The 14,450-nt window shown below is 38.0% G+C and carries 11 protein-coding genes; 2 read left to right on the top strand and 9 right to left on the bottom strand.

The genetic code is table 11. The features are described 5' to 3' along the window. The 5 genes from Q4597_RS01845 to uvrC form a co-directional block, all read right to left on the bottom strand. A complete protein-coding gene (locus Q4597_RS01845) occupies nt 1-972 on the bottom strand; it encodes a tryptophan 2,3-dioxygenase family protein (protein WP_215437331.1) in 972 nt (323 codons plus the stop codon). Nucleotides 973-979: 7 nt separating this feature from the next. After that, nucleotides 980-1,759 (bottom strand): DUF3108 domain-containing protein, encoded by a 780-nt coding sequence (locus Q4597_RS01850; protein WP_303404543.1) that lies wholly within the window; start codon nt 1,757-1,759, stop codon nt 980-982. A 499-nt stretch (nt 1,760-2,258) separates the two neighbouring features. Continuing rightward, nucleotides 2,259-3,401 (bottom strand): 4-hydroxyphenylpyruvate dioxygenase, encoded by a 1,143-nt coding sequence (hppD, locus tag Q4597_RS01855; RefSeq protein ID WP_215437327.1) that lies wholly within the window; start codon nt 3,399-3,401, stop codon nt 2,259-2,261. 185 nt (nt 3,402-3,586) lie between these two features. Next, entirely contained in the window at nt 3,587-5,848 is a 2,262-nt protein-coding gene (locus tag Q4597_RS01860) for a patatin-like phospholipase family protein (protein ID WP_303404544.1), read from the bottom strand. 21 nt (nt 5,849-5,869) lie between these two features. Next, nucleotides 5,870-7,657, bottom strand: coding sequence for an excinuclease ABC subunit UvrC (gene uvrC, locus Q4597_RS01865; protein WP_303404545.1), 1,788 nt, complete (start codon nt 7,655-7,657; stop codon nt 5,870-5,872). Nucleotides 7,658-8,088: 431 nt separating this feature from the next. On the opposite strand from uvrC, the gene Q4597_RS01870 reads away from it, so the two are divergent. Then, complete coding sequence (locus Q4597_RS01870) at nt 8,089-8,652, top strand: 5-formyltetrahydrofolate cyclo-ligase (protein WP_303404546.1); 564 nt, start codon at nt 8,089-8,091, stop codon at nt 8,650-8,652. Nucleotides 8,653-8,656: 4 nt separating this feature from the next. On the opposite strand, the gene Q4597_RS01875 is transcribed toward Q4597_RS01870, so the two are convergent. The 4 genes from Q4597_RS01875 to ileS all read right to left on the bottom strand — a co-directional run bounded on the left by Q4597_RS01875 (nt 8,657) and on the right by ileS (nt 13,815). Beyond that, entirely contained in the window at nt 8,657-9,307 is a 651-nt protein-coding gene (locus tag Q4597_RS01875; RefSeq protein ID WP_215437314.1) for a lipoprotein signal peptidase, read from the bottom strand. Between the two features lie 37 nt (nt 9,308-9,344). Continuing rightward, complete coding sequence (locus Q4597_RS01880; RefSeq protein ID WP_303404547.1) at nt 9,345-9,959, bottom strand: hypothetical protein; 615 nt, start codon at nt 9,957-9,959, stop codon at nt 9,345-9,347. A gap of 69 nt (nt 9,960-10,028) precedes the next feature. After that, nucleotides 10,029-10,412 carry a TraR/DksA C4-type zinc finger protein gene (locus tag Q4597_RS01885; protein WP_013992813.1) on the bottom strand — a complete coding sequence of 128 codons (384 nt, stop codon included), beginning with the start codon at nt 10,410-10,412 and terminating at the stop codon, nt 10,029-10,031. Between the two features lie 4 nt (nt 10,413-10,416). Continuing rightward, nucleotides 10,417-13,815 carry an isoleucine--tRNA ligase gene (gene ileS, locus Q4597_RS01890; RefSeq protein WP_303404548.1) on the bottom strand — a complete coding sequence of 1,133 codons (3,399 nt, stop codon included), beginning with the start codon at nt 13,813-13,815 and terminating at the stop codon, nt 10,417-10,419. A gap of 190 nt (nt 13,816-14,005) precedes the next feature. On the opposite strand from ileS, the gene Q4597_RS01895 reads away from it, so the two are divergent. Next, nucleotides 14,006-14,446: a hypothetical protein gene (locus tag Q4597_RS01895; protein ID WP_215913642.1), complete on the top strand. Its 441-nt coding sequence runs from the start codon at nt 14,006-14,008 to the stop codon at nt 14,444-14,446. Nucleotides 14,447-14,450: the final 4 nt, after the last annotated feature.

A 14,450-nucleotide genomic window follows, 5' to 3' on the forward strand; every position in this document is an offset into this window, starting at 1 on the left:
TTACTCTGCTTGTTTCTTGTCCGGGTTAAAGATATGGTCTACCCACTCTTTCCCCCAATTATTTAACTCTTGTTTTGAATAGATTTCCGGAAAGAATACAATTTTCTGAAAACTTGGAGGTAAATAGTTCTTCCAATTTGTTCCTCCTGTTGCATCTATTTCCTCTTTGTCTTTTCCTAAATACCTATGAGCAGAACCCATATGCATTAAAGGCCAGTTTACATTGGCATTCATATCCAATGTCTTTAACGCATCTATTAGCTCTTTATTATCTTTCTTATTGGCAGGTAGTTGCTGATATTTTTGGTAAATGGTATTATGCTCTACTTGCTTTGCTATTCGTATTAGGCGCGGGGTATACCTATACTCAAACTGCTTCAATGTTAACGTCTTCTCTCCGGTGGCCAAATCAGTGGCTCCTTTTTTCCAATAAATTTCCTCATACAGTTCTTCAAGACTATTTTCCGAAGAAAAGGAATCTCTCTCCGTATGATGGACCAAATTCTCCATAGGAGTGGAATAAATCTCGATCATGCGGTATTGTGCCGATTGAAAGCCACTTGCCGGGAGCAAGGCCATACGGTATTGAAGAAATTGTTCTCTCTCCATACCCTTTATCATAATACTAAAAGAAGATATCAACGCCTTAAAATAGCTATTGATCCGTCTCGCTTTTTCTATAAAGAAATCTATGTTTTGCGATTTATCATCAACCAACTGTTTTTGCTCGTGAAGAATAAGCTTAAAATACAGCTCGGTAATCTGGTGGTACATGATAAAAATTTCCTCGTCCGGAAAATAGGTGCGTGGTACCTGAAGACTTAAAAGGGTATCCAAATGAATATAATCCCAATACGTGAGGTAACGTTGATAAAGAAGCCCATCTAAATAAGAACTTAAATCCTGACCGGAGTCTTTATACTTCTCTTCTAGTTTTGAAATTTGTGAATCTATTCGCTCTTTATCTCTCATTAGGGTTTTAATCCATTATTATCTTGAACTGATGCTTAAGTCCGTTATACCCGTCAAGGTCAGCTTTGATGGACCCAACCGCCAAATCTGCCTGTATGCGTATAGGTATTCTGTTATCGTCTACCGAAACCCATAAGGAAAGACTTTCTTTTTCCTTAAAAACACGACCGGACTGTACCAAAGGTCTAAATTTATAACATTCTACCTTACCGAACTTAGTTTTAAGCACTTCTGTTCCTAAATATTTAAGTTTAAAGTTAAAAACACCGTCATCATCATACAGCATTTTCAACTTTACGGCTTCGCCTTCAACTAAATCACTTGGCTCGTAGTTGTTTCTAAGATAGTAGAATGCAGATATTAAATCCTGAATACTGTCCTGTAGCTCAAAATTATACTTTTTATTGTGTTTTTTATCGTTCAGAACAGCTTTATCCTCTTCATGATCAAAGTTTATCTCAATATCCTTGGTATAACCACCTTCGTTTATTTTTCTAATGAATTTATAAGGCTTACCATCCTTTTTATCAAAATAGCTTTCATACGTATCGTCTACCTTAAAAAACACACTGGCAAAACCCGTAGTTTTTCCACGACCCACTACATGATAAACTGGCACACCATTCACCACATCAGACTTTAGGTGCAGTGTAGCGTAACTTGCATTTAAAAAACCATAATGCATTCTAAATTTTAACCATTCGCCAGGTTCAAAGGCAGAGGTACTATTCTGGGCGGAAGAAGAGAAAATAACGAGAAGAAAAAGTAAAGTAATTGCTTTTTTCATTGCTATAGTATTACGATAAAAATACAAAATGGACCTTTACCATATTAAGGGCTTACAATTACTTAAACAAAATTTATTCCAAAGTATTGTACGCATACCTCAACCCTGTTATTTTAGAACTTAAAGTATAAATTATGCTTAACCCAGGCCAGACCCGCAGCTTAGAATATAAAACTAAAGTTAGGCTTAAAAAAAAGCCCCAACATTTCATGTCAGGGCTTTTCCTAAATAACCAACCAAACTTTAAATTATGAAAAACCAATACTTAAAGTTGTAAGGGAACCACCCCTTACGCCTACAAATTTAAGGCATAGTTTCAATCCTCAATCCGTTTTAACTTACTTTAACTATTACATTAACAGTTCTTTTTGCTAACGGCTATAAAATTGGCATTTCATTAAGATATAGGGGTCGCTTTTCACTTAAAAACACCCCTTTTTAGACCAAAAATGAGGTATACTTTCATAAATAATATACCCGCAGTTTAAAATAATAACTATTACAAGGTTCCTCTGGATTCCTGCTCTCTTTCAATTGCTTCAAAAAGCGCCTTAAAATTACCTTTACCAAATGATTTAGCTCCTTTTCTTTGAATAATTTCAATGAACATGGTTGGCCTATCCAAAATAGGTTTGGTAAAAATCTGAAGCAGATAACCCTCTTCATCTCTATCAATAAGAATTCCCAATTCACTAAGAGGAGCCAAGTCCTCATCTATTTCACCCACACGGTCCAATACATCTTCATAATAACTTGAGGGTACTGTTAAAAATTCAACGCCCCGATCTCTCAATGCCGTAACCGTTTCAATAATATTATCCGTTGCCAATGCCATATGCTGCACACCCGCTCCGTTGTAAAAATCTATATATTCTTCTATTTGCGACTTTTTTCTACCGTCTGCCGGTTCGTTTATGGGAAATTTAATTCGGCCGTTACCATTGCTCATAACCTTACTCATTAGCGCCGTGTATTCTGTTGAAATGTCTTTGTCATCAAAAGAGACCAACTGGGCAAAACCCATAACCTTGGCGTAAAATTCACACCATTTGTTCATTTCGTTCCAGCCTACGTTACCCACCATATGGTCTACGTACTTTAGTCCAACATCAGAAGGTTTGTAATATGGGTTCCAAGCTCTGTAGCCCGGCATAAAAACTCCTTTGTAATCTTTTCGCTCTACAAAAACGTGAACCGTTTCTCCATAGGTGTGAATTCCCGAAAGTACAACCTCACCATCCTTATCCTTAATTGTTTTGGGCTCCAAGTAACTTTCAGCTCCTCTTTTAGTGGTTTCCTCATAACTTTTAGAAGCGTCATCTACCCATAAGGCAATAGCTTTTACCCCATCTCCATGAGAATCTATATGCTTATTGATATCTCCTCCCGACTTTAGAGGAGAGGTGAGCACCAATCTAATCTTATCTTGCTGCAGTACGTAAGAAACCCGATCTTTAAGCCCAGTTTCCAGACCTGCATAGGCCAAAGGCTGAAACCCCCATGCCGCCATATAGTAATGGGCCGCTTGCTTTGCGTTACCTACGTAAAGCTCTATATAATCCGTTCCCAAAAGAGGTAGAAAATCTTCTGCTTCCGGGTTTTCCTTGGGTAAATTCAATGAAGTAGTATCTAAAGTTGACATATCTGTATGTTTTTAGTAATGTAAATTGTTAAAAGCTGAAAAAATAGAACTCGTGTTCAAGCGTGGAGCAAGAACTAAAAAGTGGGTATTTACCACATGGCCCTAAGATGGGCAGTAATATCAACTCTTAATTGTAGCATATGTAACAAATATCGTAAAAAAACATCACTTTAAACCTAAGCGCATTAAAACCAATACCCTAAACTAAAAAAGAAGTTATTGGTCTTCCCTTCTGGAGACCATGAGTAATGCATTTGCATAGGCCCCATAAAAGATTCCCACCCATAACCAACGCCGTAACCGGAATAACTTGGTAGGGTAAACCACTCTCCCGTTCTAAAAAGATCATCGTCTACATTGGCATAGTTTGCAGTAAGCATAAAGTGATTCTTAGGGGCAAATTCATAATCCAGCCTACCGTAGGCTTTTACAAAAGCGTTACCGGGCAAAGCCAAATAATCATACCCAAAGAAAGGCGTAAAATTGTTTAAAAGATTTGTACCGAAGCCCCCTAGAATAAAATCAAAGGAGGAAACGCTTGAAGTACCCAATTTAAAACCTCCTTCTGCCTCTACGTTTACCGAGAAATTTTTAAAAAATGGCACTGCCGTACCCAACCTAGCCTGCGCAATTGAGAACTCCTTAAAGTTTTCATTAAAATCAGATGAAAAGACATAGAAATGAAAATCACCATCAAAGTACAATCCTTTTGAAGGAAAGTACTTATCATCATAGGTGTCAAAAGTTAACTGCCCAAAAGCGCTATAATAACTACTCTTTTCAAGAAACGTTCTTTGATCAGGCGTCTTACCTGTAGGACCTACCGGTGCGTTCTGCCCTAATGTCTTGGTGCTATACTTTAAAAATTTATGTTCCAACCCCGTTCTAAACGCAAACTCTTCTCGTAAAACCGTTTGCACATAGACCTGATTGGTAAAATCCGTTACATCTATGTTTATTGAATTTAAATTTGCCCCGGCCTGAACATCAAAATTGCTTCGCACTAAATCAAAGCTAACGTCCTTTTCAAATTCATTAAAACTTGAATTAAAACCAAAACTCCAATAAAAACCCTTATCCACATAATATTGTAGTTTGTACCTGATATTATCTCCAATAATAAAGTCAAAAGAAGACACATCATCTCTGGTAATCAAACTTTTTCTTGTATAATTTAAGATGGCTGCCGTCTTGTAGAGATTATCATAGTGAGCACCTAGACGAATAAAGGATTTACTTTTATTTTCATTCAAATCTAGAATCATCTCTTGCTCGTCATTGTCTTCGTCATCCTGTATTTTATAGTGGATTGTATGAAAATTTCCAGTTGCGGCTAGATTACTGATACCCTGCTGTACTCGTGAAAAGGTGGTTGGTTTATCTGTATCAAACCTTAATTTTCCTTTAACGTAACCTCTGGAATAATTCTCACTCTCCAATATAACCAAATGACTGATACTTAACGTATCTGAAGAAACGATTCTCTCCTTGGCCTTCCTTTTTCCAATTTGTCTGGAAGCAATAGCTTTTAAAGTATCTATTCTTTTACGGGCAGCATCCTCCCCACTTTTAATAATAACATCGCCTAAATTAAAGTCTATAATGGAATAGTCCGTCATTTCGGGTTTTATATAGATATCTGTCTTTTTGGACTTTTCAGTCATATCAAGAACGGTCCTATAATTATTGATTTGCAATAAAATCTCGGTGGCGGTCAATAGAGACTCCCTATTTCTGAGTCCGTGCTGTACATCTACCCCAATTATGATATCGGCCCCCATTTTTTTTACCTCGTCTATAGGATAATTGTTGACCACACCACCGTCTATCAATACTTTTCCGTTAATGCGAGCAGGTTCAAAAAGTGACGGCAACGTTCCACTGGCCATAACGGCTTCCGGTAAATACCCCTCTCTTAAAACCACTTCATCACCCGTTTCTACATCCGTTGCAATACACACAAAAGGAATGGGCAAATCATTAAAATCCTTTATGTTTCTTACCGGATACAGGAACTTAACCAACTCATTATATACGTTCTGACCACCGGAGTATGCGGGTGGCACGGATACCTTAAAATTGTCAAAAGGCAAGGTAACGGCATATTTTTCAGAATTTTCCTTTTCGTAAAATGTTTTAGCGCTTCTGGGCAGATTGTCCTGAATAAGGTTGGTGAAATCCGTAGCCCTAAAAATTGAATCTAATTGATCACCCGTATAGCCAGCAGCATATAAAGATCCAACAATGGCCCCCATACTGGTCCCCCCTATATAATCTACTTTTATACCGGCTTCTTCCAATACTTTTATTGCTCCAATATGGGCCATTCCCTTAGCGCCACCTCCACTCAACACCAGCCCCACTTTGATGTCTTTCTTCTCAGGTTCCTGAGCAAAAGTAAACAAAGTGAAAAAGAGTAACCCAATTCCTATAACGGCTTTTTTCATTGTGCTGAGTTAGTCGTAATTTTAATGGAATGCTTCATAAATTTTTTTTGCCCTAGATAAGCCCACGGTTTCCGTTAGGTTTTCCATAGAGGCTTCTTTTATTCGTTTTACGGACTTAAATTTTTTCAAAAGTTCCTCTGCCGTTTTTTCACCAATACCTTCTATACTTTCCAACTTAGAATTAATGGCCGCCTTACTTCTTTTATTTCTGTGAAAGGTGATTCCAAAGCGGTGGGCCTCATTCCGTAATTGTTGAACAATCTTTAGACTTTCGGATTTTTTATCAAGATAAAGCGGAATAGGGTCTTCGGGAAAATAGATTTCCTCCAACCGCTTGGCTATACCAATAATGGCAATTTTACCTCTTAGACCAAGAAGGTCCAAACTTTTTAACGCAGAAGATAATTGGCCTTTTCCCCCATCAATAACAATAAGTTGAGGCAATGGCTCGGCTTCGGCCAATAGGCGTTTATACCTCCTATAGACCACTTCTTCCATAGAGGCAAAATCATCTGGACCTTCCACGGTTTTTATATTAAAATGACGATATTCCTTTTTTGAAGGTTTCCCATTCCTAAAAACCACACAAGCGGCCACCGGATTACTTCCTTGAATATTACTGTTATCAAAACATTCTATATGTCTTGGCTCTTCGGAAAGATGTAAATCTTTTTTCATCTGCGCCATGATTCGGTTGGTGTGCCTATCAGGATCAATTATCTTAATCTGCTTAAACCGCTCTTGTCTATAAAATTTGGCATTGCGCTCAGAGAGTTCTAAAATCTTTCTTTTATCGCCCAATTTTGGCACGGTAACTTTAAGGTGTGCTTCTACAGGAACTTCAAAAGGGAGGTAAAGCTCTCTAGAAAGCGATTTGAACCTTTGCCGGATCTCTATAATAGAGAGCGCCAAAAGCTCGGCATCCGTCTCATCTAACTTCTTCTTTATTTCTAAAGTGTGCGACCGAATAATAGACCCATGGGACAACTGCAGGAAATTAATATAGGCATGGCTCTCATCCGAAATTATAGAGAACACATCCACATTATTGATTTTAGGATTGACGATTGTAGATTTTACTTGATAGTTTTCCAGAACCTCTATCTTTTCCTTGATTTGTTGTGCCTCCTCAAATTTCATTTCGGATGCCAGCGTTTTCATCTGTGATCTGAAATAGCTTAAAGACGACTTAAAATCTCCCTTAATTATTTTTCTGATATCCTCTATCTGTTGATCATATTCTTCCGCAGACTGAAAACCTTCACAGGGTCCTTTACAGTTTCCCAAATGATATTCCAAACAAACCTTGTATTTACCGGAATCAATTTTTTCTTTTGACAGATCATAATTACAGGTCCGCAATGGATAAACCCCTTTTACCAAGTCCAGCAACGTCCTAACCGTTTTCATATTGGTATACGGACCAAAATACTCACTACCGTCCTTTATTAGTTTTCTAGTAGGGAAAATTCTGGGAAAACGCTCGTTTTTAATACAGATCCAAGGATATGATTTATCATCCTTCAACAAGACATTATACCTTGGCCTATATTTCTTAATAAGATTGTTTTCCAAAAGCAGCGCATCGGACTCTGTAGGGACAACTATATGTTTGATGTTCCTAATTTTTTTTACGAGAACGCGCGTTTTTCCGTACTCATGGTTTTTCGTAAAATATGAAGAAACCCGCTTTTTAAGATTTTTGGCCTTACCTACATACAATATTTTATCATCTACATCATAAAACTGGTATACACCAGGACTCTGGGGCAACGTGCTTAATTGTACTTCTATAGGTACTTGGGGCATTACAAAAACGGTTTATCAAATTAAATGGTAGAAGGCATCTATTTCTATCATGTTAAATTACTATGTTTTATTAAAAGGGCTAAGTGTTTTACTCTTTTTTAACGAATACCGGTAAGCCCGCCCCATTTGCCCAAGCAAACGAAATGAAGTCTTATGTCGCTCTTTTTTGCACATTTTTGCACGCGAAAAAGCGCAAATTTGTTAAAAAAACACTAAAAAATGTATTTCATCGATGAAAAGTTGCAGTTAAAAGTGTTTTAATAAAATTTTTTAATTAGATTTAAGAATCAAAATCAATTACCACATGGATAAATATATTATAACCCTCGGCCTGTACCTTATCTTAATGATATCATTTAAGATATATTACGCAGTGTCTGTAAAAGAATAAGCATACTAGAGTTTCCCCAATTGTACTGAGGTCATAATCAATGCTTAAAAAAGATTTAAGATCACTATACAAAAATCGAAGAGATTTAATCGACAATGAATCCCTTTCTAATTCTAGCCTGAGTATCGCTAACGGACTGCTCAAACTACCGGTATGGTCTTACGACTTTTACCATATTTTTTTACCCATTTCCGAAAACAAGGAGATTGATACTACCTACGTTCTTTCCATACTTCAAGGAAAGGATAAAAATATAGTACTCCCCAAAGTAGTTGACAAAACTACGTTAGAGCATTATTTGCTAACGGATTCTACGCGCCTTGTAAAGAATGAATGGAATATACCTGAACCGGTTGATGGTATAGAAATACCCAGCACAAAAATAGATGTAGTTTTTATACCCTTATTGGCTTTTGACGAACAAGGAAATCGTGTAGGTTATGGAAAAGGGTTTTATGACACCTTCTTGTCTCAATGTCGCCCAGATGTTATTAAAATTGGCTTATCCTTATTTTCCGCTGAAGAAGAACTCATATCTGATGTGAACAACTTGGACATGCGTTTAGATTATTGCGTGACCCCCACTAAAACCTATTCTTTCTAAAAGATTACAATGAATCAGCTTCACTAGTAGTTGGCTCATCATCTACTTTACCGAACGCTTTCTTGTTGAAAACCAAAAGAATACCTACACCGGTACTGATAGCCATATCTGCAATATTAAAAACCGGTTCAAAAAACCGAAAACTAGAGCCTCCAAAATAAGGAACCCAATCTGGCCACGTTGTATCTACCATAGGAAAATAAAGCATGTCTACTACTTTCCCGTAAAAAATGCTGCCATAAGGTTCATCTGAAAATGCCGTTGCCAATTGTTGATAGCTATCACTAAATAGTACACCGTAGAATACAGAATCTATAATGTTCCCCAAGGCTCCTGCAAAAATCAAGCAAACTGCCAAGATCAGGGTTTTAGAGGATTCCTTACGAATAGTATCGTACAGCCAGTATCCAATTCCTGCTACGGCAAACAACCTAAACACGGTTAAGACCAACTTGCCGGTTGGTTCCGATATAGGCAAGAAATCACTTAACTTGGCCCCCCATGCAGCTCCTGAATTTTCAATGAACAGTATTTTGAACCAGCTAAAAACCTCAACAGAATCTCCCAGTACAAAATGGGTCTTTATATAAATTTTGCTCAATTGGTCAATCAACAGTACTGCTATGATTATGAGCAATGATTTCTTTAAATTCATAGTATATCTACAACTTGAATTGGCAAAAATAAGTATATTATTCGGTTTTCTTTATTCGTATGTTTCCCGTTAGGGAAGACAGTGTATATTGTGCGTCTCCCATGGGAATATCGTCTTTGTTTACCGCCCCATATTTACTTACCGCATTTACATTCCCTTTGGAAGCTTCCACTAAAATATGCCCGCTTTGTGTACGTACATTTGTATCCTCATGAACGTTAAAAAGCTCGCAGTTACCGTCATTAAGAGAAACCGTAAGTTCCTTATAATCCCCTGCAACGAACACATTGCAGCTTGTACCAAAAACGGTAATAAATTTAAAACGGGGAACAATTACTTTTAGCGCAATAGACACGACTTTATGTGCGCTAAGCTTATCATTAGGATTCTTGAAATTAGGCTGAAAACCACTACTGACCATTATAGCACTACCATTCTCCTTTACGGACAACAAAAGATCTTTCTTGTACTCCCCATCAATAATAGCCTCAACGGACATTTCATCTGTATCGGCAGTTTCCAGGGTTAATCTATAGCAATTCTCAACGTCTATACCAATTGAGGTAACCGCATCATTTACCACAGATTTTTTAACCACTTTTTGCGCCGCCAAAAGATTGAAAAACAAGAAAAAAACGAGAAACCCTTTCATTTTTTACGGTGTAAAAAAAGCCTACAAGAACCAAGTTCCTGTAGGCTTTTTTAATTTAAAATCACAAAATTACTTTTGCATATTCTTTGCCTCTATACTTAATGTAGCATGAGGAACCAATTTAAGACGCTCTTTGGCAATCAACTTTCCGGTAACACGGCAAATACCGTAGGTTTTGTTCTCAATACGCAAAAGGGCATTTTTTAAGTCTCGTATAAATTTCTCTTGACGTATGGCCAACTGCGTATTTGCTTCTTTGCTCATGGTCTCAGAACCCTCTTCAAAAGCCTTAAACGTAGGAGAAGTATCATCCGTACCGTTATTACCATCGTTCATATAAGAACTCTTAAGCAATTCTAAATGACTTTTTGCTTTCTCAATTTTGTCTTCGATCAATTCTCTGAATTCGGCAAGATCCTTGTCCGAATATCTAACTTTTAAATCTTCTGCCATTCTATTAATGTTTTTCAATAAATAATTTAGTATTCACCTCATCAAAAGAAACCTCGGTTCCTCTATCCAATTTTTCCTCAAAAACAAGTTCGGCCGTTAACGTTTCAGCTTTAATATAGCTTAAGTTATTGGACACCGCCTTTTCTACAAAACCGTCTTTAAGAATTTTAATATCAATTCTATCCGTTACTTCAAAACCGGAATCTTTTCTTATATTCTGAATTCGGTTTACAAGCTCTCTAGCAATACCCTCTTCCCTAAGACCTTCGTTTATGGTAACATCCAGAGCCACTGTAATAGGGCCTGAACTTGCTACCAACCAACCTTCAATATCTTGCGAGGCTATCTCTACATCTTGCAGCTGTAATGTAATAATTTTATCGTCAATGTCAAGCGAAATTTCGCCATCTTGCTCAATTTTTTGGATATCATCTTGGTTCAACTTGGCAACAGCCTGAGCTATTTTTTTCATATCCTTTCCAAATTTAGGGCCTAAAACCTTAAAATTGGGCTTGATCTGTTTCACCAAAATTCCAGAAGCATCATCAAGTAACTCTATCTCTTTAACGTTTACCTCGGACTTGATAAGATCAGCTACCGCTTCTATTTCATGCTTCTGCTTATCATCCAAGATAGGTATCATGACTTTTTGCAATGGCTGACGCACTTTTATCTTTTCTTTCTGACGAATAGAAAGTACCAAAGACGAAATGGTCTGAGCTTTCTCCATCTTACTTTCCAAATCCTTATCTACTATTGCCTCATCATACTTTGGAAACTCGGATAAATGTACACTTTCAAAATCCTCCCTATGCGTTGTATTCGTTAAATCTTTATAAAGTCTATCCATAAAGAACGGAGCAACCGGCGCCGATAATTTGGCTACGGTTTCTAGACAGGTATACAATGTTTGGTAGGCCGATATTTTATCTTTCTCATAGCTACCTTTCCAGAAACGTCTTCTGCACAAACGCACATACCAGTTACTTAGATTTTCTTGTACATAGTCTGAAATTGCACGTGTTGCCTTTGTAGACTCATAATCTGCGTAAGCTTCGTCAACCGTTTTGATCAACGAATGAAGTTCAGATAAAATCCACCTATCAATTTCCGGTCTTTCATTTAGCGGAATCTCTTCTTCTGAATAGTCAAAAGCATCTATGTTGGCATATAGACAAAAGAAAGAGTATGTATTATAAAGTGTCCCGAAGAATTTTCGCTTCACCTCAACAATACCTTCAGTGTCAAATTTTAGATTATCCCATGGGTTGGCATTGGAAATCATGTACCAACGCGTGGCATCTGCCCCATGCTCGTTCATGGTATCAAAAGGGTCTACCGCATTGCCCAAACGTTTGGACATTTTCTTTCCTTCCTTATCAAGTACCAGTCCGTTGGAAACCACGTTTTTATACGCTACGGAATCAAAAACCATAGTAGCAATAGCATGCAAGGTATAGAACCAACCTCTGGTCTGATCCACACCTTCTGCGATAAAATCGGCCGGGTAGGTCTTGCCCTCATCAATCAATTCTTTGTTTTCAAATGGGTAGTGCCATTGTGCGTACGGCATAGAACCACTATCAAACCAAACATCAATAAGGTCACTCTCACGCTTCATGGGTTTACCCGAAGCGGAAACCAAAATAATATCATCTACAATATTCTTGTGCAGGTCTATTTTATCATAATTTTCTTCGGATAGGTCACCCACAACAAAATCATCAAAAATATCTTTCTCCATTACTCCGGAAGCCACGGCTTTTGCCATTTCCGCCTTTAACTCGGCAACCGAACCTATGATTATTTCTTCCTTACCATCTTCCGTTCTCCAAATAGGAAGCGGAATACCCCAATACCTAGATCGCGATAGGTTCCAGTCATTGGCATTGGCCAACCAGTTACCAAAACGGCCTTCGCCAGTAGATTTTGGTTTCCAGTTGATAGTCTGGTTAAGCGCGAACATACGATCTTTAACATCACTGATCTTTATGAACCAGGAATCTAATGGGTAATATAGGATAGGCTTATCCGTACGCCAGCAATTAGGGTAGCTGTGTACATACTTTTCTACTTTAAAAGCCTTGTTCTCTTCTTTAAGTTTAATGGCCAGCTCTACGTCTATTGACCTTTCCGGTGCCTCACCGGCATCATAATATTCGTTCTTGACGTATTTACCGCCAAATTCTTTCATTTCAGGGCGGAACTTTCCTTGCAAATCCACTAAAGGAACCGGGTTGTTATTTTCATCCAATACCAATAGTGGTGGTATTTCCGGCGATGCCTGTTTGGCCACCAAGGCATCGTCCGCACCAAAAGTGGGTGCCGTATGCACTATACCGGTACCATCTTCTATAGTAACGAAATCTCCTGAAATTACACGAAATGCATTTTCAGGATTTTGGTACGGCTGGGCATATGCCAACAATTGCTCATATTTTATACCCACCAAATCTTTACCAACAAACTCCTTTACTACGTAAAAAGGAATTTTCTTATCACCGGACGTATATTCCAACAATTCCGGCTTGGTTTCAACTTGTTTGAATTTTCCTGAAAACTGTTTGCTTACCAAATTTTTGGCAAGCACTACATTCATTGGTTTAAACGTATACTGATTGTAGGTTTCTACCAGCACATACTCAATCTTTGGCCCTACCGTCAATGCCGTGTTAGAAGGAAGTGTCCATGGTGTGGTCGTCCACGCCAAGAAATAAATATCACCCTCATTCTTAAGAAAGTCCGGCAAAGATTCATCTACAGCCTTAAACTGTGCCACTACCGTTGTATCCGTAACATCTTGATATGTTCCCGGCTGGTTCAATTCATGAGAACTTAGACCAGTACCCGCTTTTGGCGAGTATGGCTGAATCGTATATCCTTTATAAATTAAACCTTTATCATAAATCTGTTTCAACAACCACCAAACAGACTCCATATATTTTGGCTTGTAAGTAATGTACGGGTCGTTCATATCTACCCAGTACCCTACTTGCTCCGTCATACGGTTCCAAACATCCGTATAGCGCATAACCGCTTTTTTACAGGCTGCATTATATTCCTCAACAGAAATTTTCTTTCCAATATCCTCTTTGGTAATGCCCAACTCTTTCTCAACACCCAACTCAATAGGTAGTCCGTGGGTATCCCAACCTGCTTTTCTTTTTACCTGAAAACCCTTCATGGTCTTGTACCTAGGAAAAATATCCTTAATGGTACGTGCCATAACGTGGTGTATACCTGGCATACCGTTTGCCGATGGTGGACCCTCGTAAAATACATAACTAGGTTTACCCTCTTTAGAGGAAACACTTTTCTCAAATATTTGGTTTTGCTTCCAGTAATCAAGTATATCCTCGGCTACTTTGGGCAAGTCCAATCCTTTATATTCCGCAAACTTCATAATAAGTGGCTCTACTGCATTAATTTAAGGCTGCAAAATTAAGGATTTTTAGTCGAATTAAGTCGATTTGAAAGAATTGAGATACAGTAAAATCAACAAGCTTGTAAGAAAATGTTAAAATATAGCGTCCAAAAAGCCGTTTCATACGTATATCACAAAAACAATTAAACAAAACTTTAAACACAAAATCATGAAAAAAGTAATTTTAGGTTCCGTTTTAATGCTTGCCTTGAGTATCTCTTTTGTTTCTTGTAGAGAAGCTGCGGATAAAGCAAAGAGTGCTACGGACGAAGCTGGTGCTGCTATGGAGCAGGCTGGTGAAGACGCTAAAGAAATGGGATCTGATGCCATGGATAAAGCTAAAGAAGCCGGTAACGAAGCTATGGAAAAAGCTGAAGAAGCTGGTGAAGAAATCAAAGCTGGTGCCGAAGATGCCGCTAACGATTTAAAAGCTAAAGCTGAAGAAGCTGGCGATGATATTAAGGCTAAAGCTAACGAAGCGGCTAGCGATGTTAAAGCTAAAGCCGGTGAAGCTGCAGATAAAGCAACAGATGCTGCCAACAAAGCTGGTGACGATGCAAAAAACGCTGCTAACAGTGCAGTTGATAAAGCTAAAGCTGCTGTAAACTAGTTTA

The organism is Zobellia sp. 1_MG-2023 (assembly GCF_030549125.1).
GTDB classification, from domain to species: domain Bacteria; phylum Bacteroidota; class Bacteroidia; order Flavobacteriales; family Flavobacteriaceae; genus Zobellia; species Zobellia russellii.